This is a genomic window from Microbacterium hanjuni (assembly GCF_043556395.1).
Lineage (GTDB): Bacteria > Actinomycetota > Actinomycetes > Actinomycetales > Microbacteriaceae > Microbacterium.
The window spans coordinates 352,848-374,283 of sequence record NZ_JBIGIK010000003.1; the positions used below are offsets into that span (position 1 = coordinate 352,848).

Genomic DNA, 21,436 nt, shown 5'->3' on the forward strand with positions numbered 1-21,436 from the left:
CTCGCCGCGTCAGGGCGCACCGCGAGTCGGAGGCCCGGCGCGGGCCTGGACGGCGGCGGGGAACACCCCGAACGGTGCGGAAACCGTCACGGTCGCGATGAGACCCACGAGCTCGCACGCGGTCACCTCGGCGCCGGCGGATGCTGCCACCACGGCCGCGCTTTCGCACGGCACCCCCGCCACCGCCCCGCTGGCGGCGTCGGCGGCCGCGAGGGCTGCAGCGTCCGCCGCGCCGGCCAGCCGTTGACCGTGCACGGACGCCGCCGCGACCGAGCCGAGGGCCACCGTCAGCGTGAGCGCCGCGGCGATGACCCCGACCGCCGCCGTGGTCGCGGCCATCAGAGCCCTCCCGCGAGCGCGCAGGACGAGGCCGTCACATCGGGCAGCGGCAGTGCGATCGGCGCCGGGGCGCGGGCGAGCACGCACACCAGGTCGCCCCGCAGCTCGATCGACGCCGTCGCCCCCACCGCCGCCACGAGCGCGTGGGCGCGCCCGGGATCTTCGCCGCGCGAGACGAGGCGAGCGGCGTCGGCCGCAGCATCCTGCAACCGCACCTGCCGTGCTCCGGCGCTGAGGGCTCCCACCCCGAACAGCACCACGAGCACGATGGCCGGCAGGACGACGGCGAACTCCGCCGCGACCGATCCCCGCTCGCCGAGCTGCCGGGATCGGGAGCACCTCATTCGACGGTGAGCGCGCGGCGCACGAGGTCGCTGAGGATGCCGCGCACCTCGTCGGAGCGCATGATCACCACGAGCATGCCGGCGAAGGCGACAGCCGCCATCGTGGCGATCGCGTACTCGGCGGTCGCGGCGCCGGTGTCGTCGCCGAGCAGGCGGGCGGCCCGTCGCCGGGTGAGGCGCGGCAGGACTTTCGTTCGGGCGGAGTGGGTCATGGCGGGTTCCTTCTCAGTCGGTGGGCACGCGTGTGGGGCGGAGGGCACGGTCGGTGGGGTCGCATCAGATGGCCAGGACCCCCGAGGAGAAGATGCTCAGCATCATCGGGGCGACTCCCAGCAGCAGGAAGGCCGGCAGGGTGCACACCCCCAGCGGCAGGAGCAGTCGGGAGGAGAGGGATGCTGCGCGCAACCGTCCTTCGGTGCGCGAGCGATGCCGGGCCAGCCACGCGGTCGAGCGCAGCAGGTCGATCGCGGGCACTCCGGCGGAGCGGGACAGCGCGAGCGCTCGATCGACGTCGCCGCCGGCATCCTCGGGGCGCGCTTCGCGCACGAGGGCTCGAGCCCGCTCGATCGACACTCCGCCGCCGAGCGCGATCGCGGTGAGCTCGGCGTCCATCCCCGGTACACCCGGTGCGGGCTGCGCCCGCCGGACGAGAGCAGCCGACCACTGTCGGGAGGCCACGATGAGGGCGGCGCCCAGGGCGAGGCAGACCATGCCCACCGGGTTCGAGGCGACGGCGAGCGTGTCGAAACCCAGCGCCACCCCGAGTCCGACGGCCACGAGCGGAAGCCAGCTCATCAGCCGTGCGGTGGCGGCGGGTTCGGCGAGGGCGACCCGAACCTCGTCGGCTGCCTGCTGCCCGTCGCGCAGGGCCTCGGCCACGTCGTGCAGGCTGCCGGCGAGCGGCGCGCCGACCGTGGTGGCGACCCGCCACGCCGCGCCGACGTCGGGCCACGGATCACCGGCGTCGGCGAAAACGGCGCGCGGGTCTGCGCCGGCCGCCAACACCGAGCGCACCCGTTCGGCGATCGGATCACCCGCGTCGGCGAGATAAGTCCATGCGCGCAGCGGCGCGACACCGGCGCGCAGCAGCACCGACAGCCGCAGCACGCTGTCTGCGGCGAGCGCGGCGTCGCTGACCGCGGCGGAGCGACGCCACTTCATGAGGCGCCCGCCGGAGAGAGGGGGTGCATCTCGAGCCGGTCGTCGCGCAGGGCGGGACGGGCAAGACCGACCACGCGGCGCACGCCGTCGGCGCCCCGTGCGAGATGCACGACGCAGCCGATCGCGCTGACCACTTGGCGCGCGAGCGCCCTGTCATCGAGCCCGGCGAGCGCGCCGAGCGCCTCGAGGCGGGCGGGCACGTCGGCCAGGCCATTGGCGTGCAGGGTTCCCGCGCCGCCGTCATGGCCGGTGTTCAGCGCGCTCAGCAGTTCGCGCACCTCCGCACCGCGGCACTCCCCCACCACCAGCCGGTCGGGGCGCATGCGCAGGGCCTCCCGTACCAACTGCGCGAGACCCACGCCGCCCGCTCCTTCGAGGTTCGGCTGGCGTGCTTCGAGGCAGACGTGATGCGGATGCTGCGGGCGAAGCTCCGCGACATCCTCGATCGTGACGATGCGATCGGTGGCCGGGGCGCGCGAGAGCATCGCGGACAGCAGGGTGGTCTTGCCTGCGCCACCCGCGCCCGTGACCAGCACGTTGGTGCGCTCGCGCACGAGCCGCTCGAGACTCTCGAGCCCCGACGCGTCGACGAGACCGGCGCGGGCGAGGTCGTCGAGACCGGGCACCGCGAGCCGCGGCACCCGGATCGAGATCGTCGTACCGCGTTGCGCGATCGGGGGCAGCACCGCGTGCACCCGCATCCCACGATCGAGGCGCACGTCGACGCACGGGGTCGCGTCGTCGATGTGCCGCCCGCCGAGGCCGATCAGCGCGACGGCGAGGTCGCGGACATCGCTTTCGGCCGCCCGCCATTCCCGCACCCGTTGGGCGCCGCTGCCGCGGTCGACGAACAATCCGTCGCCGCCGTTGACGAAGAGGTCGGTGACCTCGGGGTCGTCGAGGTAGCGCCCGAAGGATTCGAGAGCCGGGTGTCGCCCGGGCTCGACGCCGGCCGCCGCGCGGTGCCGGCCGGCCTGGGCGCCGGAGGGGCTCGGGAACCCGGCGCCCTCCTCGTCATCCGGCTCCATCGGGGCAGCCGGAACGTCCACGACCGTCTCGCTCGACGGGGCGTCGCCGGGGCGTGCACGCGGAGCCACGACGAACGGTTGAGCCATGCCACGACGGTAGGTGCCAGCATCTGCCTGATCACCGGCGGAACGGCCCGCGGTGGACAACCCGCCGAGGTCCGAGGTTGGGGAGGACCGCATGCCGGAAAAAAGAGTGGCGGCATCCCAATGGGGGGATTGGGATGCCGCCCTGCGACACCCACGATTGGGGGGGTGCGGGTGGCGCAGATGCCGGAATCGAAGTTCGGGCTGGAATCAACTTTACGCGTCTGTTGCTGGGCGTCCAATCGGAGGGCGGCGTCACGGCCGACCAACTAACGGAGGTAGCCCTCCCCGGCTGCGGCTGGCTAGATTTGCGCGTGTCCGACCGGCCGCCCCAGAGGGAGGGCCGCGGGCACCGGAACCACGCGAAGGAGCGCCCCGTTATGAGCAGCCAGATCGACCACCTGCTGAGTGAGACCCGGCGGTTCGCGCCGTCCGACGACTTCGCCGCCGCCGCCGTCGGCACGGCCGCGCTGTACGAGAGCGCCGCGGCCGATCGCGAAGGGTTCTGGGCTGATCAGGCCCGCGAACTGCTGCACTGGCACACCCCTTTCACGCAGGGCCTCGACTGGTCGAACCCGCCGTTCGCGACGTGGTTCGCCGACGGCGCGCTGAACGTCGCATACAACTGCCTCGACCGCCACGTCGAAGCCGGCAACGGCGACCGGGTCGCCCTGCTCTGGGAGGGCGAACCCGGCGACGAGCGCCGCATCACCTACGCCGAACTGACGGAGGAAGTGAAGCGGCTCGCCAATGTGCTGACCGACCTGGGTGTCGTGCGGGGCGACCGCGTGGCCATCTATCTGCCGATGATCCCCGAGGCGGTGGCGGCGATGCTGGCCGTCGCGCGGATCGGAGCCATCCACTCCGTCGTGTTCGGCGGGTTCTCGGCCGACAGCCTGCGCGCTCGCATCGACGACGCTGCGGCGAAAGTGGTCATCACCGCCGACGGTGGCTACCGCAAGGGAAAGGTGTCGCCGCTCAAGCCCGCCGTCGACATGGCCCTCGCCGACCGCAACGGCGCCGGCCCGCAGGACACGGTGGAGCACGTGATCGTGGTGCGCCGGGGCGAAAACGACGTGGAGTGGACCGAGGGCCGCGACCTGTGGTGGCACGAGGTGATCGCGGATGCTGCGCCCGACCACACGGCGGAGGCGTTCCCCGCGGAGAATCCGTTGTTCATCCTTTATACGTCGGGCACGACGGGGAAACCGAAGGGCATCCTGCACACCTCCGGCGGCTACCTCGCCCAGGCGACGTTCACCAACCGGGTGGTGCACGACATCCACCCCGAGACCGACGTGTACTGGTGCACGGCCGACGTCGGCTGGATCACGGGCCACACCTACGTCACGTACGGCCCCCTCGCGAACGGGGCGACCCAGGTGATCTACGAGGGCACCCCTGACACCCCGCACCCGGGGCGCTGGTGGGAGGTCATCGAGAAGTACGGCGTCACCGTCTTCTACACCGCTCCGACCGCCATCCGCTCGTTCATGAAGATCGGCCGCGAGGTGCCGCAGAAGTTCGACCTGTCGTCGCTGCGGCTGCTCGGCTCGGTCGGTGAACCGATCAACCCCGAAGCGTGGATGTGGTACCGCTCGATCATCGGCGAGGAGACCGCTCCGATCGTCGACACCTGGTGGCAGACCGAGACCGGCGCGATCATGATCTCGGCCCTGCCGGGCATCACCGAGACCAAGCCCGGCTCGGCCCAGGTGCCGCTGCCCGGCATCACGATCGACGTCGTGGACGACTCGGGCGAGCCCGTCGGCGAGGGCAACGGCGGCCTGCTCGTCGTGACCACGCCGTGGCCGAGCATGCTGCGCGGGATCTGGGGCGACCCCGAGCGGTACAAGGAGACGTACTGGGAGAAGTTCGCCGACAAGGGCTACTACTTCGCGGGCGACGGCGCACGCCTCGACGACGACGGCGACGTGTGGCTGCTCGGGCGGGTGGACGACGTCATGAACGTGTCGGGGCACCGCCTGTCCACCGCCGAGATCGAATCGGCCCTCGTGGGCAATGAGGCTGTCGCCGAGGCGGCCGTGGTCGGTGCGTCCGACGAGACCACGGGCCAGGCGGTGGTCGCGTTCGTGATCGTGAAGCAGAGCTTCCTCAAGGCGCACTCGGCCGAGGGACTCGCCCAGACCTTGCGCGGATGGGTGGCCGAGCAGATCGGCCCGATCGCCCGGCCGCGCGACATCTATATCGTGGGCGAACTTCCCAAGACGCGTTCGGGCAAGATCATGCGGCGCCTGCTGCGCGACGTGGCGGAGGGCCGCGAAGTCGGCGACACCACGACCCTCGCCGACACCGCCGTCATGAGCGTGATCAGCGCCCAGGTGAAGTAGCCCGCAGCATCCGCTCGCCCCGTGCGCCATCGCGCACAACTTCGGAGATTCGTGGCCGTCCCGGCCTGTAAAGGGCGGTCACGACGGCGTGTCGCCGGTTGATTCCGAAGTCGTGCGGGGCGGATGCTGCGGCCCGCCCTACCGGAGCGGCGTGGCCGGGTGCGGACGGTGGCCGGAGGTGGACGGCGGTTGCGACGATTGTCGCGTGTGCACCGCTCGTGGGTCGGATTTACTCGACGTGCGTCGATCGACGCACCTCTCCTGAAGCACGACCATGAAGGGCCTCATGTCCACGTCTTCACCCCGCCGCCGCAGGGGCCGCCGCCTCCTCGGCGCCGCACTCGCCCTCGTGCTCGCGAGTGCGCTCACCCCGGCCGTCGCGTCCACCGCGAACGCCGCCAGTGCCGTTGCCGCAGTCCCATCTGCGCCCGCGGCCGCCGCACCCGCGATCGCCGCGGCAGCCGCCGTATCCGGCCCCGCCGCCATCGTCGGCACGCAGTCGAACCGCTGCCTCGACGTCATCGGCAACGTGCAGACGGTCGGCGCCGGCATGAACATCTACGACTGCAACTCCCAGGCCAACCAGGCGTTCACCTACACCACCGCGGGCGAGCTCACCCTCTACAACGGCACCCGCTGCCTCGACGTGGTCGGCCAGTCCACCGTCTCCCCGGCCGGCGTGCAGATCTACGGCTGCAACGGCGGTACCAACCAGAAGTGGAAGATCAACGCCAACGGCACCATCACCGGTGTGCAGTCGGGCCTCTGCCTCGACGTGAAGGGCGCGGCCACCGCGAACAGCACCCTCGTCACCCTCTACACCTGCAACGGCGGCGCCAACCAGAAGTGGAAGACCACCCTCGGCACCGTCGACGCCCAGGCCCCCACCGTGCCGGGCTCTCCGCGGGTCGCCAACCTCTCCTGCGAGTCGGTCGACTTCGCCTGGAACGCCTCCACCGACAACGTGGGCGTCGACTTCTACGACGTCTACCACGACGGCCAGCTGATGAAGTCGGTCCCCGCCACCTCGCTCTCGACCACTCTCACCGTCGTCGGCGGCGTCACCTGGGGCCTGTACGTGAATGCGCGGGATGCCGCGGGCAACGTTTCCCAGGCCAGCACCACCGTGAAGATCTCGCCCCCCAACTGCCAGGCAGACACCACGCCGCCGACCGCGCCCTCCGCCCTGACGGCCCGCGCATCCGGAACCACGGTCACCCTCACCTGGACGGCGGCCACCGACAACCTCGGTGTGCGCGCCTACGACATCTACCGCAACGCGGTGAAGGTCGGCTCGATCACGGGCACCGCCACGGTCACCCCCGCCACGACCTTCGTCGACAGCGCGCTGGCCGCCGCCACGAGCTACCAGTACTACGTGGTCGCCCGCGACGGCCAGGCGAACGTCTCGCCGAAGAGCAACAAGGTCATGATCACCACCGGCACCGGTTGCGCGCAGTCGGTCTGCGGCGTCACTCAGATCGGCACCGACACCGACATCCCCTGGGGTCTCGCGACCCTGCCCGACGGCAGCATCCTCTACACCCGTCGCGACGCGCAGGACATCGTGCTCCTGAACCCCACCACGGGGGCGAAGACCACGGTCGGCACGGTGCCGAACGTGCAGGGCACCGACGGGGAGGGCGGCCTGATGGGTCTCGCCATCGCTCCCGACTTCGCGAGCACGCACTGGCTGTACATCATGCACACCTCGCCCTCCGACAACCGCATCGTGCGCATCAAGCTCGAGAACAACGCCCTCGTGCTGAGCAGCGAGCAGGTGCTTTTGAGCGGCATCCTGCGCAACAAGTTCCACGACGGCGGGCGGCTGCGCTTCGGCCCCGACGGCAAGCTCTACGCCACGACGGGCGATGCCCAGTTCGGCGACAACGCGCAGAACCTGCAGTCTCTGAACGGCAAAGTGCTGCGCCTCAACCCCGACGGCTCGGTGCCCTCCGACAACCCGTTCGGCAACTACGTCTACAGCTACGGTCACCGCAACCCGCAGGGCATCGCGTTCGACTCGCAGGGCCGACTGTGGGAGCAGGAGTTCGGCAACAGCGTGATGGATGAGACGAACCTCATCGTCAAGGGCGGCAACTACGGTTGGCCCGCCTGCGAGGGCACGTCGGGCGCCTGCGGGACGGCCGGGTACATCGCTCCGAAGAACACGTACCTCACCTCCGACGGGTCGTGCGCCGGCATCGCCATCGTGCGCGATGTGCTCTACGTGGCGTGCGAACGCGGTACGCGCCTCTACCGGGAGGTCATCTCGGGCAGTTCGCTCACCAACGTGCAGATCTTCTTCGCCGGCACCTACGGGCGCCTGCGCACGGTCGAGCCAGCACCGGATGGCGGCCTCTGGCTCACCACCAGCAACGAGGGCGACAAGGACAGCATCGCGAACAACAGCAACGAGAAACTGCTGCACGTCACCCTCGGCGGGTGAGCGTGCGCTGATTCCCGCGGCACCAGCAGACGGCGAGGGCCCGACCGGTACATTCCGGTCGGGCCCTTGCCCCATTCGTGGGCAGTTCGACGCTGGCGCCGGCGATCCGTGCGCTGGCGGCCCCAGCATCCGCTCTGTTCCTGTTCCTGTTGCTGTTTGCTGTTGCTGTTGCTGTTGCTGTTGCGTCGCGCACAACTTCGGAGGTTTCGGCCGCGCAGTGGCCCGCCGGGGCCTCCGCCACGGCGTGTCGCCCCGACAGCTCCGAAGTTGTGCGCGACATCTCCGAAGTTGTGCGCGGCACCTCCGAACCTGTGCACGACGGAGGGGACGGATGCTGTGGGCCCTGGCCCCACCGCCGCCCGGGCCCTTGCCCTGGTGCGACCCGCACAACTTCGGAGGTTTCGGCCCGCATCGGCCCGACCGGGCCTCCGCCACGGCGTGTCGCCCCGGCAGCTCCGAAGTTGTGCCCGACGGCTCCGAAGTTGTGTGCGACCGACGGAGTTGTGCGCGACCTCACCGAAGTTGTGCGCCACGGAGGCGGGCAATGGATGCTGGCGCTCAGTCGAGCGTGAAGACGACCTCGACCTCGACCGGGCTGTCGAGTGGCAGCACGGCCACTCCGACGGCGGAGCGCGCGTGGCGGCCGGCATCGCCGAAGACGTGACCGAGCAGCTCGCTCGCGCCGTTGATCACGCCGGGCTGACCGGCGAAGGCGGGGGCGGATGCGACGAACCCGGTCACCTTCAGAACGCCGGTGAGGCGGTCGACATCGCCGACCGCGGCGGCGGCCGCTGCGATGGCGTTCAGGGCGCAGAGGCGCGCGTACTCGCGGGCATCGGCGGGGTCGATGAGGTCGCGACCCTCCCCCACCTTGCCGGTCGCCGGGAGGACGCCCGAGATGAGCGGCAGCTGCCCGGCGGTGAACACGAGGTTCCCGTGCACCTTCGCCGGGATGTAGGCGCCGGCGGGCGTGGGGACGTCGGGCAGCTCGATGCCGAGCTCGGCGAGGAGGCCGGAGACGGTCACGAGGTCTCCCCGAACTGCTGCGCGGCGGTGGCCGCGGCGCCGAGTCCCTCGTTGGCCGATCCTGCGCCGACCGGACGCTTGAGGTAGGCCACGAGGCCGCCCTCGGGGCCGGTCACGACCTGCACCAGTTCCCAGCCCTGCTTGCCCCAGTTGTTGAGGATCGCAGCGGTGTTGTGGATCAGGAGGGGGGTGGTCAGGTACTCCCACGTGGTCATCGCGGCTCCGGCTTCGTCGAGGTGAGCGGGGCATTCCGACCCCGCGGCAGGGCGGGCCTATCGAGCCTTCCCCCAGGGTTCTCCCTTAGCATCAAGCCTATGCCTGACAAGAATCGGACGCCTACCGGCGCGCTCGGGGGACTCCTGGGCCTGGTCGGACTGAGCGTCGTCGCGGGTGTTCTCGTGACCGCTACGGTGACCCCCGCCATCGCGGTATCCGGTGCTGCTGCGTCGAGCGCCATCACGCTCTTCGACAACATGCCGAGCATCCTCAAGATCGACGAGCTCATGCAGCCGACGACCATCGTCATGGGCGATGTGCGCACCACCTTCTACGACCAGAACCGCGAGCCGGTCGACTTCAACGAGGTCGCCCCCGTGATGTACGACGCGATCCTCTCGAGTGAAGACCCCCGCTACTACCAGCACGGCGGCGTCGACCTGATCGGCACGACCCGTGCTCTGCTCAGCAACGCGCAGGGCGGTCAGACGCAGGGTGGTTCGTCCATCAGCCAGCAGTACGTCAAGAACGTGCTGATCCAGCAGTGCGAGCGGGATGCTACCGACGAGGTCGCCGATGACGGCACACTCATCCGTTCCCGCGACGTCGTCCTGCAGGACTGCTGGATGGAGGCCACGAACGCCACCGGCGCCGAGGGCTACGAGCGCAAGCTGCAGGAGATGCGGTACGCGATCCAGCTCGAAAAGGAGTATTCGAAGAACGACATCCTTCTCGGATACCTCAACATCGCGAACTTCGGACGCACGACGTACGGCATCCAGGCCGCCGCGAAGTACTACTTCAACGTGCCGGCCTCGGAGTTGACGCTCGGCCAGGCAGCGACTCTCGCCGGCATCGTGCAGAACCCGAACACGTACAAGATCGACAGCCCCGACAGCACCTCCAACGGCCAGCCCGACGGCGTCGTCGACGCTCCCGCGGGCACGCTGGCGGCGCTGGACTCCAAGCTGCAGGCGGGCGCCATCACCCAGGAGCAGTACACCGCGGCCGCCGACGGGTACAGCCTCACGAAGGGCCGCCAGCTCTACGTGCTCAGCCGCTTGCTCGACGACGGCAAGATCACGCAGGAGCAGTACGACGCTGCCATCCTCGAGCCGATCTCGCCCACCATCACCAACCCGCAGACCGGTTGTGAATCAACCGGCGCCATGGCGTACTTCTGCGCCTATGTCGTCTCCACGATCCAGAACGACGTCTCGTTCGGAGCCACCCCGGAGGACCGCACGCGCGCCCTCCGCCAGGCCGGCCTGACGATCTACACGACCCTCGACCCCCGCATCCAGGCCGCGGCGGAGAAGTCGATCTCGGATTACGCCCCGCAGTCGATGCCGAACACGAAGTACGGCGCGACGATCGTCAACCTCGAGTCCAAGACGGGGCGCGTGCTGGCGATCGCCCAGAACACCGTGTACACGGCCGGCAGCTCGGACGATCCGAACGCCTCGTCGATCGTCTACGCGGGAGACCCCGTCTTCGGCGCATCGGCCGGGTTCCAAGCCGGGTCGACGTTCAAGCTGTTCACCCTCATCGACTGGCTCGAGAAGGGCCACTCCGTCAACGAATCGGTGAACGGTCGCAGCACCGTCATTAAGAAGTTCAACAGCTGTGACGGGCCGATCTACAACTCCACGTGGAAGGCGAACAACTTCGACCGCGGGGGCGGCTACACCGGAACCCCGATGCGTTTCACGAAAGAATCGCTCAACTCCGGCTTCGTGGCCATGGCTGCGCAGCTCGACCTGTGCGACATCGGCAATGTCGCGAGCCGGCTCGGCGTCGACAACGGCAGCCTCGGCGGCAGTGTGCTCAACGACACCGCGACCCCCATCAAGCTCGCCGGCCCCGCCGGAGTGATCGGTGACGCTGCTGTCTCGCCGATGGCGATGGCCGGGGCTTACGCCACGATCGCCAACGGTGGTTCGTACTGCAAGCCGCAGGTGATCGACCGCGTCACGAACGCTGACGGCGCCGACGTGCCCGAGATGATTCCGGCGCGCGGCTGCACCCAGGCCATCACCCCCGAAGTTGCGGCCACCGCGGCGTACGCGCTTCAGGGCGTCATGGTTTCGGGAGGCACGGGCTCGCGCGCGAACCCCAACAACGGCGTCCCGGTGCTCGGCAAGACGGGTTCGCACGAGTTGAAGCAGACCTGGATGATCGAGTCGAGCACCAACGTCACGACGGCCGTGTGGGCGGGCAACGCCAACGGCGACCTGAACCCGTTCAAGAATTACTACCGCGGGCGCGTCCTCTCTGACATCCGGTATCCGCTGGCCAAGGACGTGCAAGCGGTCGCGAACGACGTCTACGGCGGCGACAAGTTCCCCGCGCCCGACACGAACCTCTCCCGCGAGATCCAGAAGGATGTCCCGAATGTCGTCGGCCAGACCATCGACCAGGCGCAGGCCACCCTGTCCGACGCCGGGTTCGAGGTGCAGGTGGGCGACCCCGTCGACTCCAACCAGCCGACGAACGTGGTCGCCGCACAGAACCCGTCGGGCCGTGCGCCCGCCGGGGGGACCATCACGATCAGCCCCAGCAACGGGGAAGGTGTCGCGGTGCCCGCGGTGAGCGGCAACCCCGGCCAGGCGGCCCAGCAGTTGCAGAGCGCCGGCTTCACGAACATCGCGATCGGTACCTGCGCCGAGGCCGGAGATGCCCCGGCGGAGGGTGCCGTCACGGGCACCAACCCGGGCACCGGCACGGTCGTCAACCGTGGCACGCAGATCGCGCTCGACATCCGCGCGCGGGACTGCCCGTAGTGGCGGCATCCGTGGCCAAGACCGCCCTCACCGCCCTCTCGGCGGTGGGGGCGGTCGGTGTCGGCGCTGCGGTATGGGGTATCGGCATCGAGCGCTACCTCTTCACCGTGCGCTACCACGCCCTGCGCGTGCTGCCCCACGGCTCCGACGCGATCCGGGTGCTGCACCTCTCCGACGCGCACATGGCGCCGTGGCAGCACCGCAAGCAGCAATGGATCGCGAGCCTGGCGAGCCTCCGGCCCGACTTCATCGTCAACACCGGCGACAACCTCGGGCATCGCGACGGCCTCGACGGACTGCGCGAGGCGTACGCGCCCTTCGCTGGTATCCCCGGTGTCTTCGTCCACGGCTCCAACGACTTCCAGGGTCCGTCTTTCCGCAACCCGCTGCTGTACTTCACCGGCCCCTCGAGCAAAAAGCCCGAGGTCGAGCAGATGGATGTCGATGCGCTCGACGCCTACCTCTCGGACGACCTCGGGTGGACGCCCATCGACAACGCCGCCGCGGCCCTCGAGGTGCGGGGTACACGCGTCGGCGCGCTCGGCGTCAACGACGCCCACCGCGACTGGGACGACCTCGGCATCCTTCCCGACGCCCGCGCCTCGCTCGGTGAGACCGACCTGCTCCTGGGCGTCACGCACGCGCCCTATCGGCGCGTGCTGGACGAGTACGTCGACCTCGGCGCCGACCTCCTCCTGGCCGGTCACACGCACGGCGGTCAAGTGCGCATCCCCGGCAGCCGAGAGGCGCTCGTGGCGAACTGCGACATCCCGCTCGACCAGGCGCGCGGGCTCAGCGAGTGGACGCACGACGGCCGCACCGCGCCGCTCAACGTGAGCGCCGGCATCGGCCACTCGATCTACGCGCCGGTGCGCTTCGCGTGCCGTCCCGAGGTCACCCTGCTGACCCTCCTCCCCCGCTGAACCTCTCCTCCCCAGACCCGGTTGACGGGACGGTTGTCCACAACGACCCGCCCGCAGCTTTTGAGCACGCTCTCGCATCCGACGATCGACGAAGAACACGTCGAGAGGATGCTGAAAATGACCCCCGTGCCCGTATCTCCCCGGCGCCGACGGCGAGGCCTCGTGGCCGCGCTGGTCGGCGCCCTGCTTGCCATCGCCGGCATCGCCGTCGTCGCGCCCCCCGCCCAGGCGGCCGATCAGGGCTCCGGCTTCGGCACGTGGGCCCCGTTGTCGGCACACGGCTGGCACGGCTCGATGCTCGTCGGCGGGGTGCACACCTACTGCATCGTGCCCGGACTGCCGCTGCCCACCGGCGGTACCACCGACCACGGTTCGTCCGACTCCGCAGCCGGGCTCTCCCCGCATCAGCTCGCCGGCATCAACATGCTCGTCAGCACCTACGGCCAGACCGCCGACCCCGTGCAGGGTGCGGCTGTGGGCTGGGCCGTGAAGGCGATAGCGAACCGCACCGAGACGCTGCACGCCTGGGGATACCGAGGCGACTCGCTCGCCGAGGCCGTGCACTGGAGCCTTGCGAGCATCGCTCCCGAGCATTCCGGGGCGGTGGGGAGCCTGGCCGAGAGCTACTACGCCGAAGCCCTCGCCGTGGCGGTCCCGACCACGACCGCCACGCTGAGCCTGTCCACCGATCCGGCAGACGCCCGGCGGGGCTCGGTGGCCTTCGACGCAGCCGGGCCGGGCACGATCACACTCACCCACGCGGTGTTCGCCGACACCGGTGCCGCCGAGCTCGCCGGCGCAGCGCCCGGTATCGCGTACCCCATCACCGCCGTCCCACCGACCGACGACGGTACCCCGTTCAGCGTGCAGGCCACGGTGCACGGCAGCGCCGGGTGGGCTCCCGCGGTACGGCACTTCACCACCCCGGGGCAGCAGGACACCGCAGGCCCGGCGGGTCGCGTCGACTTCGCCGCGGAGGCGAGGGATGCGGCTCCCCGACCGGTGGTGTTCTCTCCGGGACTGTCCACCCAGGTCGCCGAGCCGGAGGCGCAGGGCGGCCCGTTCATCGACGACGTCGACCTGCAGGCGATCGAGGGGGTCTGGCCACGCGGGGCGGACGGCGCGTTCGTCACGATCTCGGCGACCGCCCGCGTCTATCGCACCGAAACGGTGCTCCCCGAGAGCGGCGACGTGCCCGCCGAAGCCCAGCACGTCGGCGACCTGGCACTCACGACCAACCCCGCTCAAGGGCCGGGGGTGTACCGCGTCACATCCGACTGGGCGCTGCCGGGGCCGGGGGTCTACACCGCCGTGTGGCAGATCGACGCCGGCTCTCAGGCCGAGGCCACCGTCCCCCACCTCGAGCCGGGCTACGTCTGGCAGGAGAGCTTCGGGGTCGCCACCCAGATGGTGACCGTAGCGGCGCCTCCTCCGCCGCCGCAACCCGAGCAGCCGCCCGCAGCCCAGCCTCCGGCGCCGCTCGATGAGCGGCCGCGCGCCCTCGCCGCGACCGGACCCGACGGCTCCACCGCCCGCCTGGGCGGGGCAGGCGCCGCAGCGGTGATCCTCGGGGCAGCGCTCCTCGCCCACCTGATGCAGCGCCGCCGACGGGCGGAATCCTCGCCCCGGTAGGGCGAGCCTCGAGCGACCCGCCGACGTCGGCCCACCCGGCCCGCAGATCCGACGTCGGCGGGTTCGTCGCATCCGCGTTCACAAGGTAGACTCGAACGGTTGCTCCGGGGTGTGGCGCAGCTTGGTAGCGCGCGTCGTTCGGGACGACGAGGCCGCAGGTTCAAATCCTGTCACCCCGACCACATATCATTCGAGAGGCTCCGTCTACGGCGGGGCCTCTCGTCACGTGTACGCCACTCGCCCCGACAGGAGCCTCGTGCCCGACTTCACCCCGCGCCTCATCGCCTTCGACCTGGACGACACGCTCGCTCCTTCCAAGAGCGCGATCGACCCCCGCATCGGCGACCTGCTGATCGCCCTCGCCGAACGCGTGGAGGTTGCGATCATCTCCGGCGGACAACTGGCGCAGTTCGAGTCCCAGGTCGTGGACCGGTTGCCGGCAGCGTCCGCCGACGTGTTGAGCCACCTGCACCTGCTCCCCACGTGCGGTACGCAGTACTACCGACTGACGCCCGACGGTATCGAGACCCTGTACGCCCACTCCCTCACCGACGACGAGAAGACGCGGGCGCTGGACGCGGTGCGCGAGGAGGCGCAGCGACTCGGCCTCTGGGAATCGGAGACCTGGGGCGACATCCTCGAGGACCGGGGCTCGCAGATCACCTTCTCGGCTCTCGGGCAGCGGGCGCCGCTCGAGGCGAAGAAGGCCTGGGATCCGACAGGCGAGAAGAAGAACGCCCTGCGTGAAGCAGTGGCCGCACGCATCCCCGATCTCGAGGTGCGTTCGGGCGGTTCGACCTCGGTCGACATCACCCACCGCGGCATCGACAAGGCGTACGGCATGAAGCAGCTGTCCGACGCCACCGGCATCAGCCTCGACGACATGCTGTTCGTCGGTGACCGCCTCGACCCCGACGGCAACGACTACCCCGTGCTCGCGCTCGGCGTGCGCTGCCAGGCCGTGGAGGGCTGGGAGGACACCGCCGCATTCCTCGACGAGCTGCTTCCCACGCTGCCGGCCCGCTGAACCGTCAGACGGCCGCCGCCTCCTGGTAATAGCCGGCGATGTGCTCGCGCACCAGCCGCTGAGCCTCCTCGGCGTCCCCGGCCCGCACCGCCGACACGATGGCGCGGTGCTCGGCCACGAGCCGCAGCGCGGTCGCCGACCAGTCGGGCACACGCGTCGCGCCCGCCTCGACGTACGCGTCGATCGCGGTGCGCAGCCCGACCATGATCGCCGCGGCGACGGCGTTGCCGGATGCTTCGGCGAGCGCGAGGTGGAACTCCCGGTCGAGGGCGAGGAACTGGGCGATCGGAAGATCGGGGGCGGCCATCGCATCCGCGCTGTCTACCGCCGCTCGCAGATCGGGGCTCTCGGCCCCGGCGAGGACGGTGACGACGTCGGACTCCAGGGTCACACGCGTGCGCACGACGTCATCGATCTGGAAGCCGTTGGCCGCCAGCTGCAGCCGCAGCAGAGCCGACAGCCCACCGCGGGGCGTCGCGACGATCGTGGCGCCCGATGTCGGACCGGAGCCGGTGCCCGTGCGCACCAGGCCGAGCACTTCCAGCACCCGCAGAGCCTCGCGCACGCTCGAGCGACCCACCCCGAGCTGGGTGGACAGGTCGCGCTCTGCGGGGAGACGATCGCCGGGCGTCAGGCGGCCGGCGAGAAGATCGCCTTCGATCTTCTCGAGCACGACCTGCCAGGCTCGCGGTGCGGTGTTCGCCATAGCGCCTCCTCAGGACCCCGCCGACGATATCGCCTTTGGTCTGACCACACCGCGGGGGTTACTCTGATCCCGTGAATCCGCTAGGGATCGTGCTTGTCGTCGCCGGGGTGACGTGTCTCGGATGCTGGGTGGCCTCCCTCGTCACGAAGGACACCTCGTGGGTCGATCGCATCTGGTCGATCGTTCCCGTCGTGTACATCTGGATCTTCGCCGGCGCCGCACTCGCCGACGGCGAGGATGCCACGCGGCTGTTGCTGATGGCCGTGCTCGCCACCCTGTGGGGCGCGCGCCTGACGTACAACTTCGCACGCAAGGGTGGCTACACCGGCACGGAGGACTACCGCTGGGCGGTGCTCCGCGGCCGGATGAGCACGCTGCAGTTCCAGGCGTTCAACCTCTTCTTCATCGTGCTCTACCAGAATGCCCTTCTCGTGCTGATCACCCTCCCCGCCTACGTCGGCTGGCAGCATCCGACCGCCCTCACCGGGTGGGACGTCCTGCTGGGCGCACTCTTCGTCGCCTTCCTGGTGGGCGAGACCGCGGCCGATCAGCAGCAGTGGAACTTCCACCGCGCGAAGAAGGCGGCCGGCGGACACCTCGCTCCCGGCTTCGTCACGACCGGACTGTTCCGCTACAGCCGCCACCCCAACTTCTTCTTCGAGCAGGCGCAGTGGTGGATGTTCTACCTGCTCGGCGCGGTCGCCGCCGTCACCGCCGGCGCCGGATTCTGGGGCGGTTTCATCAACGCCTCGATCATCGGGCCGGTGCTGCTCACGGTGCTCTTCATCGGCTCGACGATCTTCACGGAGTCGATCACGGCTCCGAAGTACCCCGCCTACGCCGGGTACCGCAAGACCACGTCGATGCTCATCCCGTGGCCGCCGCGCAGCAGCGCGAAGGTGAGCGCCTAGGCGGAGTAACCGCGGGGGTTGCGGCTCTGCCAGTTCCAGTAGTCCCGGCTGGCGTCGTCGATCGTCAACCGCGTGCGCCAGCCGAGTTCCGCCCCCGCCTTCGCGGGGTCGCAGTACGTGGCCGCGACGTCACCCGCACGGCGCGGGAGGAACTCCTTCGGAAGCTCACGACCGACCGCCGCCTCGAAGGATGCGATGAGCTGCAGCACGCTGACGGGCACACCGGTACCGAGGTTGTAGACGGCGAGGCCCGGCTGGGCCTGCTCGAGCGCGACGACGTGGCCCTCGGCCAGATCGACGACGTGGATGTAGTCGCGCAGGCCCGTGCCGTCGGGGGTGTCGTAGTCGTCGCCGAAGACACCGATCCGATCGAGCGTGCCGATCGCCACCCGGGACACGTACGGCATGAGGTTGTTCGGGATGCCGGTCGGGTCCTCGCCGATGAGGCCGCTCGGGTGCGCACCGACCGGGTTGAAGTACCGCAGGATCGTGACGTTCACGTCGGGGTTCACCCGGGCGACGTCGGCGAGGATGACCTCGTTCATGCGCTTGGACTTGCTGTACGGGTTGGACAGGTCGACGCTCGTCGTCGAGTCCTCGGTGAACGGCAGGTCGGCCGGGTCGGAGTACACGGTGCCGGTGCTCGAGAAGACGAAGGAGCGGATGCCGTGGGCCAGCCCCACGCGCAGGAGCGCGAAGGTCGAATCGAGGTTGTTGGCGTAGTAGTCCAGCGGCTTCTGGGTCGACTCGCCGACCGCCTTGAACGCGGCCAGGTGCACGATCGCATCGATCGGGCCGTGCTCGGCGAAGACCGCCTCAACGACTTCGTCGTCGGCGGCATTGCCCACCACGAGGGGCGCGGCTTTGCCGGTGATGGTCTCGACGCGCTCGGCGGCGACGGCTTGGGTGCCCGAGAGATCGTCGAGCAGCACCACTTCGTGGCCGGATTCCAGCAGGGCGACGGCGGTGTGCGCGCCGATGTAACCGGCACCACCGGCAAGGAGAACTCGCATGCCTTCAGCGTAGCGAGCCCACCCGGGGCTCGAAGCCGTGGCGACCGCTCGGGACGACTCAGCGACCGTCGAGCCGGCCGCCCGATTCGGTGAGGTAGCAGACCGCGCACATCGACTCGTAGGTGACCTCGCCCGAGGTCTGCCCCTCGTCGATCGCCACCTGATCGCCGTCGAAGACGAACCGACCGTCCACCAGGCGCGCGTTGAAGATGGCCTTGCGGCCGCAGCGGCAGATGGTCTTCAACTCTTCGAGGCTGTGAGCGAGCTCCATCAAGCGCGCCGACCCGGGAAAAGCCTCGGTGCGGAAGTCGGTGCGGATGCCGTATGCCAGCACCGGAATGTTATCCAGCACGGCGATCCGCAACAGGTCGTCGACCTGACCGGGGGTGAGGAATTGCGCCTCGTCGATGAGGAGGCACGCGACCGGGGCGTCACCCGCGGCCGCGCGAAAAGCATCCCGAGCATCGTCTTCGGGTCCGATCAGGAAGTCGACCGTGCGGCTCACGCCCAGGCGGCTGGCAATCTGGTCAGCGCCCTTCGTGTCGATCTCGGGCTTGGCGAGCAGCACGCGCTGACCACGCTCTTCGTAGTTGTACGCGGCCTGCAGCAGCGCGGTCGACTTGCCGGAGTTCATCGCCCCGTAGCGGAAGTACAGCTTGGCCATGATGCGCCGCTTCAGGCAGTGAGCTGCAGCACGGCCGCCGTCTCGGCCAGCTCTTCGTGGGCTGCCTCGGGACGGGTGTTCAGCGACGTGCCGTAGCTGGGGATGAGTTCGCGCAGGCGCGGCTGCCAGGCGTCGATCCTGTCGGGGAAGCAGGTCTTGAGCAGCCCCAGCATGATCGACACGGCCGTCGAGGCACCGGGAGAAGCACCGAGGAGCCCCGCGATCGTGCCGTCTTCGGACGTGACGACCTCGGTGCCGAACTGCAGCACGCCGCCCTTCTTCGGGTCGCGCTTCATCACCTGGGCACGTTGACCGGCGCCGAGCAGCTCCCAGTCCTCGTCCTTCGCCGACGGCATGAATTCGCGCAGGCTGTCGACCTTCGCGGCGTGGTTCTTCAGCAGCTCGCCGACGAGGTACTTGATGAGGCCGGGGTTGTCGACGGCCACCTTCAGCATCGGGAAGAGGTTGTGCGGACGCACCTGGGTCACGATGTCCCAGACCGAGCCGTTCTTGAGGAACTTCGGGCTGAACGTCGCGAACGGACCGAACATCAACGAGGCTTCACCGTCGACGACGCGCGTGTCGAGGTGCGGCACCGACATCGGCGGCGCCCCGACGGCCGCCTGCGAGTACACCTTCGCCTTGTGCTGGGCGACGAGGGCCGGGTTCTGGGTGCGCAGCCACTGTCCCCCGATGGGGAAGACGCCGTAGCCCTTGATCTCGGGGATGCCCGAGCGCTGCAGCAGCTTGAGTGCCCAACCACCGGCACCGACGAAGACGAACTTCGCGCGCACATGACCGGGAGTGCGTCCGATGGTCTCGCGCGTCGTGACCAGCCAGGTGCCGTCCTTCTCCTGCTTCAGACCCCGAACCTCGCGGTTGGTGGCGACGTCGACGCCCTTGTCCTTCAGGTTGGCGAACATCTGGCGGGTGAGCGAGCCGAAGTCGACGTCGGTGCCCGCGGGAACGCGGGTGGCGGCGAACGGCTCGCCCTTCACGCGCTTCTGCATCAGGAGTGGCGCCCACTCGTTGATGACGCGGGAGTCGTCGCTGAACTCGATGCCGGCGAACAGGGGCTGCTCCTTGAGCACCTCGTACCGCTTGCGCAGGTACTCCACATTCTTCTCCCCGGTGACGAACGTCATGTGCGGGGTGGAGTTGATGAAGGTGGACGGCCCGTCGAGCACGCCCTCGTCGACGAGGGACGACCAGAACTGACGGCTCTGCTGGAACTGCTCGTTGATCGTGACGGCCTTGGCCGGGTCGAGCGTTCCGTCGGGACCCTCGGGCATGTAGTTGAGTTCGCACAGCGCGGCGTGGCCGGTGCCGGCGTTGTTCCACGCGTTCGAGCTCTCGAGCGCGACGTCGCTCAGCCGCTCGTAGACGGCGATGTTCCAGTCCGGCTGGAGATCCTTGAGAAACGTGCCCAGGGTGGCGCTCATAATGCCGCCACCGATGAGCAGCACGTCGATGTTTTCGCTCACCCGACAATCCTAGGGCGGTCGGGACCCTCCCCCGCCCGCGCGCCGGGTCAGGCCGGGGTGAGCAGGCGCTCGGCGACGAGCTCGGCGATCTGCACGGCGTTGAGGGCGGCACCCTTGCGGAGGTTGTCGTTGCTGACGAACAGCACGAGCCCCTTCCCCTCGGGGGCGGACTGGTCGGCGCGGATGCGGCCGACGTAGCTGGGATCGGTGCCAGCGGCCTGCAACGGCGTCGGCACCTCTTCGAGCTGCACGCCGGGAGCCGAGGCGAGCAGATCGCGGGCCTGCTCGGGGGTGATGTCGCGGGCGAACTCGGCGTTGATGCTCAGCGAGTGACCGGTGAACACCGGCACGCGCACACAGGTGCCCGCGACGCGGAGGTCGGGCAGTTCGAGGATCTTCCGGCTCTCGTTGCGGAGCTTCTTCTCCTCGTCGGTCTCGTTGAGCCCGTCGTCGACGAGGTTGCCCGCGAAGGGGATGACGTCGAAAGCGATGGGCGCGATGTAGATGTCGGGGCCCGGGAAGTCCAGGGCGGAACCGTCGTGGACGAGACGCTCCACGTCGCCCTGGGCCATGACTCCTTCGATCTGACCGAGGAGTTCCTCGGTGCCCGCGAGGCCGGAACCACTCACGGCCTGGTACGTGCTCACGATCAGTCGCTCGAGGCCGGCCGCAGCATCCAGCACCTTCAGCACCGGCATCGCCGCCATCGTCGTGCAGTTCGGGTTGGCGATGATGCCCTTGCGCGCCTCGGCGATCGCGTGCGGGTTGACCTCGCTGACCACGAGCGGCACGTCGGGGTCCATGCGCCAGGCGCTGGAGTTGTCGATCACGAGGGCGCCGGCTTCGGCGAAACGGGGCGCGTGGGCGCGGCTGCCGGTGGCGCCGGCCGAGAACAGGGCGACATCGATGCCGGCGGGGTTCGCGGTCGCGACATCCTCGACGATCACGGTCTGACCGCCGAACTCGATCGCGGTGCCCGCGGAACGAGCCGTCGCGAACAGGCGCAGCTCGCGAATGGGGAACGACCGCTCGATCAGGATGTCGCGCATCACGGTGCCGACCTGGCCGGTGGCGCCGACGACGGCGAGGGAGATTCCGGTATCGGAGATGCGGGTCATGACAGTACCTCGGGTGTTCGGGAGGCCGCCGCGCGACCGTCCATTCGTGTCTGAACCCTCAGATTAGTGGCCCGCACGCCCGGTCATCCCGTGTCGGCGAACACAACTCCGCCAAACTGCGACCGAAATCCGCCCCAACGGCCTCCGTGCCACCACCGGCGACCGGAATGGAGGAGT

Annotated in this window: 19 protein-coding genes and 1 tRNA gene; 8 read left to right on the plus strand and 12 right to left on the minus strand. The window is 69.7% G+C overall.

Annotated elements, in window-relative coordinates; translation table 11 throughout:
* Positions 1-9: 9 nt before the first annotated feature.
* From ACFXP5_RS13920 to ACFXP5_RS13940, 5 genes are all read right to left on the minus strand, one after another.
* Positions 10-339 (minus strand): helicase, encoded by a 330-nt coding sequence (locus ACFXP5_RS13920; RefSeq protein ID WP_394545053.1) that lies wholly within the window; start codon positions 337-339, stop codon positions 10-12.
* On the minus strand, positions 339-683 hold the full coding sequence (locus ACFXP5_RS13925; protein WP_394545055.1) for a TadE family type IV pilus minor pilin: 345 nt from the start codon (positions 681-683) through the stop codon (positions 339-341). Before ACFXP5_RS13925 ends, ACFXP5_RS13920 begins: the two co-directional genes overlap by 1 nt.
* Entirely contained in the window at positions 680-895 is a 216-nt protein-coding gene (locus tag ACFXP5_RS13930; protein WP_394545057.1) for a DUF4244 domain-containing protein, read from the minus strand. The genes ACFXP5_RS13925 and ACFXP5_RS13930 overlap by 4 nt, the downstream gene beginning before the upstream one ends.
* A gap of 64 nt (positions 896-959) precedes the next feature.
* On the minus strand, positions 960-1,844 hold the full coding sequence (locus ACFXP5_RS13935) for a type II secretion system F family protein (RefSeq protein ID WP_394545059.1): 885 nt from the start codon (positions 1,842-1,844) through the stop codon (positions 960-962).
* On the minus strand, positions 1,841-2,959 hold the full coding sequence (locus tag ACFXP5_RS13940) for a TadA family conjugal transfer-associated ATPase (RefSeq protein ID WP_394545061.1): 1,119 nt from the start codon (positions 2,957-2,959) through the stop codon (positions 1,841-1,843). The genes ACFXP5_RS13935 and ACFXP5_RS13940 overlap by 4 nt, the downstream gene beginning before the upstream one ends.
* A 377-nt stretch (positions 2,960-3,336) precedes the next feature.
* Here ACFXP5_RS13940 and acs point away from each other — a divergent pair, with 377 nt between their 5' ends.
* Positions 3,337-5,307: an acetate--CoA ligase gene (acs, locus tag ACFXP5_RS13945; protein ID WP_394545063.1), complete on the plus strand. Its 1,971-nt coding sequence runs from the start codon at positions 3,337-3,339 to the stop codon at positions 5,305-5,307.
* A gap of 286 nt (positions 5,308-5,593) precedes the next feature.
* The gene (locus tag ACFXP5_RS13950; RefSeq protein WP_394545065.1) at positions 5,594-7,756 is read left to right on the plus strand and encodes a PQQ-dependent sugar dehydrogenase; all 2,163 of its coding nucleotides are present in this window, start codon (positions 5,594-5,596) and stop codon (positions 7,754-7,756) included.
* A gap of 558 nt (positions 7,757-8,314) precedes the next feature.
* On the opposite strand, the gene ACFXP5_RS13955 is transcribed toward ACFXP5_RS13950, so the two are convergent.
* Together ACFXP5_RS13955 and sp36 are read right to left on the minus strand one after the other, a co-directional pair.
* Entirely contained in the window at positions 8,315-8,782 is a 468-nt protein-coding gene (locus tag ACFXP5_RS13955; RefSeq protein ID WP_394529029.1) for a RidA family protein, read from the minus strand.
* Positions 8,779-8,997, minus strand: a complete 219-nt coding sequence (sp36, locus tag ACFXP5_RS13960) for a Sp36 family protein (RefSeq protein WP_394529030.1) — start codon at positions 8,995-8,997, stop codon at positions 8,779-8,781. The genes ACFXP5_RS13955 and sp36 overlap by 4 nt, the downstream gene beginning before the upstream one ends.
* Before the next feature lie 99 nt (positions 8,998-9,096).
* On the opposite strand from sp36, the gene ACFXP5_RS13965 reads away from it, so the two are divergent.
* The 5 genes from ACFXP5_RS13965 to ACFXP5_RS13985 all read left to right on the plus strand — a co-directional run bounded on the left by ACFXP5_RS13965 (position 9,097) and on the right by ACFXP5_RS13985 (position 15,363).
* On the plus strand, positions 9,097-11,781 hold the full coding sequence (locus ACFXP5_RS13965; protein WP_394545067.1) for a transglycosylase domain-containing protein: 2,685 nt from the start codon (positions 9,097-9,099) through the stop codon (positions 11,779-11,781).
* 11 nt (positions 11,782-11,792) lie between these two features.
* Entirely contained in the window at positions 11,793-12,704 is a 912-nt protein-coding gene (locus ACFXP5_RS13970) for a metallophosphoesterase (RefSeq protein WP_394545069.1), read from the plus strand.
* A gap of 117 nt (positions 12,705-12,821) precedes the next feature.
* The gene (locus ACFXP5_RS13975; RefSeq protein ID WP_394545071.1) at positions 12,822-14,336 is read left to right on the plus strand and encodes a hypothetical protein; all 1,515 of its coding nucleotides are present in this window, start codon (positions 12,822-12,824) and stop codon (positions 14,334-14,336) included.
* 105 nt (positions 14,337-14,441) lie between these two features.
* Positions 14,442-14,518, plus strand: a tRNA-Pro gene (locus ACFXP5_RS13980).
* Between the two features lie 74 nt (positions 14,519-14,592).
* Positions 14,593-15,363: an HAD-IIB family hydrolase gene (locus ACFXP5_RS13985; RefSeq protein ID WP_394529034.1), complete on the plus strand. Its 771-nt coding sequence runs from the start codon at positions 14,593-14,595 to the stop codon at positions 15,361-15,363.
* A 4-nt stretch (positions 15,364-15,367) separates the two neighbouring features.
* Here the strand turns inward: ACFXP5_RS13985 and ACFXP5_RS13990 are convergent, their stop codons facing one another.
* Positions 15,368-16,069, minus strand: a complete 702-nt coding sequence (locus tag ACFXP5_RS13990) for a FadR/GntR family transcriptional regulator (protein ID WP_394545073.1) — start codon at positions 16,067-16,069, stop codon at positions 15,368-15,370.
* 71 nt (positions 16,070-16,140) lie between these two features.
* On the opposite strand from ACFXP5_RS13990, the gene ACFXP5_RS13995 reads away from it, so the two are divergent.
* Positions 16,141-16,980, plus strand: a complete 840-nt coding sequence (locus ACFXP5_RS13995) for a DUF1295 domain-containing protein (RefSeq protein ID WP_394545075.1) — start codon at positions 16,141-16,143, stop codon at positions 16,978-16,980.
* Here ACFXP5_RS13995 and galE read toward each other — a convergent pair.
* Genes galE through ACFXP5_RS14015 form a run of 4 tightly spaced genes read right to left on the minus strand, consistent with a single transcriptional unit; the run spans position 16,977 to position 21,259 of the window.
* Positions 16,977-17,993: a UDP-glucose 4-epimerase GalE gene (gene galE / locus ACFXP5_RS14000; RefSeq protein WP_394545077.1), complete on the minus strand. Its 1,017-nt coding sequence runs from the start codon at positions 17,991-17,993 to the stop codon at positions 16,977-16,979. The genes ACFXP5_RS13995 and galE overlap by 4 nt on opposite strands.
* Positions 17,994-18,051: 58 nt before the next feature.
* Positions 18,052-18,657 (minus strand): thymidine kinase, encoded by a 606-nt coding sequence (locus ACFXP5_RS14005; protein WP_394545079.1) that lies wholly within the window; start codon positions 18,655-18,657, stop codon positions 18,052-18,054.
* An 11-nt stretch (positions 18,658-18,668) separates the two neighbouring features.
* Positions 18,669-20,141: a malate:quinone oxidoreductase gene (locus tag ACFXP5_RS14010; RefSeq protein ID WP_394529039.1), complete on the minus strand. Its 1,473-nt coding sequence runs from the start codon at positions 20,139-20,141 to the stop codon at positions 18,669-18,671.
* A gap of 47 nt (positions 20,142-20,188) precedes the next feature.
* Positions 20,189-21,259, minus strand: a complete 1,071-nt coding sequence (locus tag ACFXP5_RS14015) for an aspartate-semialdehyde dehydrogenase (RefSeq protein ID WP_394545081.1) — start codon at positions 21,257-21,259, stop codon at positions 20,189-20,191.
* Positions 21,260-21,436 lie beyond the last annotated feature (177 nt).

Bases quoted from the DNA above. Each gene is read 5' to 3' on its own strand.
- ACFXP5_RS13965 (WP_394545067.1), top strand. From the start codon at position 9,097: ATGCCTGACAAGAATCGGACGCCTACCGGCGCGCTCGGGGGACTCCTG.
- ACFXP5_RS13950 (WP_394545065.1), top strand. From the start codon at position 5,594: ATGTCCACGTCTTCACCCCGCCGCCGCAGGGGCCGCCGCCTCCTCGGC.
- ACFXP5_RS13975 (WP_394545071.1), top strand. From the start codon at position 12,822: ATGACCCCCGTGCCCGTATCTCCCCGGCGCCGACGGCGAGGCCTCGTG.
- ACFXP5_RS13990 (WP_394545073.1), bottom strand. From the start codon at position 16,069: ATGGCGAACACCGCACCGCGAGCCTGGCAGGTCGTGCTCGAGAAGATC.
- ACFXP5_RS14015 (WP_394545081.1), bottom strand. From the start codon at position 21,259: ATGACCCGCATCTCCGATACCGGAATCTCCCTCGCCGTCGTCGGCGCC.
- galE (WP_394545077.1), bottom strand. From the start codon at position 17,993: ATGCGAGTTCTCCTTGCCGGTGGTGCCGGTTACATCGGCGCGCACACC.
- sp36 (WP_394529030.1), bottom strand. From the start codon at position 8,997: ATGACCACGTGGGAGTACCTGACCACCCCCCTCCTGATCCACAACACC.
- ACFXP5_RS13920 (WP_394545053.1), bottom strand. From the start codon at position 339: ATGGCCGCGACCACGGCGGCGGTCGGGGTCATCGCCGCGGCGCTCACG.
- ACFXP5_RS13930 (WP_394545057.1), bottom strand. From the start codon at position 895: ATGACCCACTCCGCCCGAACGAAAGTCCTGCCGCGCCTCACCCGGCGA.
- ACFXP5_RS14005 (WP_394545079.1), bottom strand. From the start codon at position 18,657: ATGGCCAAGCTGTACTTCCGCTACGGGGCGATGAACTCCGGCAAGTCG.
- ACFXP5_RS13940 (WP_394545061.1), bottom strand. From the start codon at position 2,959: ATGGCTCAACCGTTCGTCGTGGCTCCGCGTGCACGCCCCGGCGACGCC.
- ACFXP5_RS13925 (WP_394545055.1), bottom strand. From the start codon at position 683: ATGAGGTGCTCCCGATCCCGGCAGCTCGGCGAGCGGGGATCGGTCGCG.
- acs (WP_394545063.1), top strand. From the start codon at position 3,337: ATGAGCAGCCAGATCGACCACCTGCTGAGTGAGACCCGGCGGTTCGCG.
- ACFXP5_RS13935 (WP_394545059.1), bottom strand. From the start codon at position 1,844: ATGAAGTGGCGTCGCTCCGCCGCGGTCAGCGACGCCGCGCTCGCCGCA.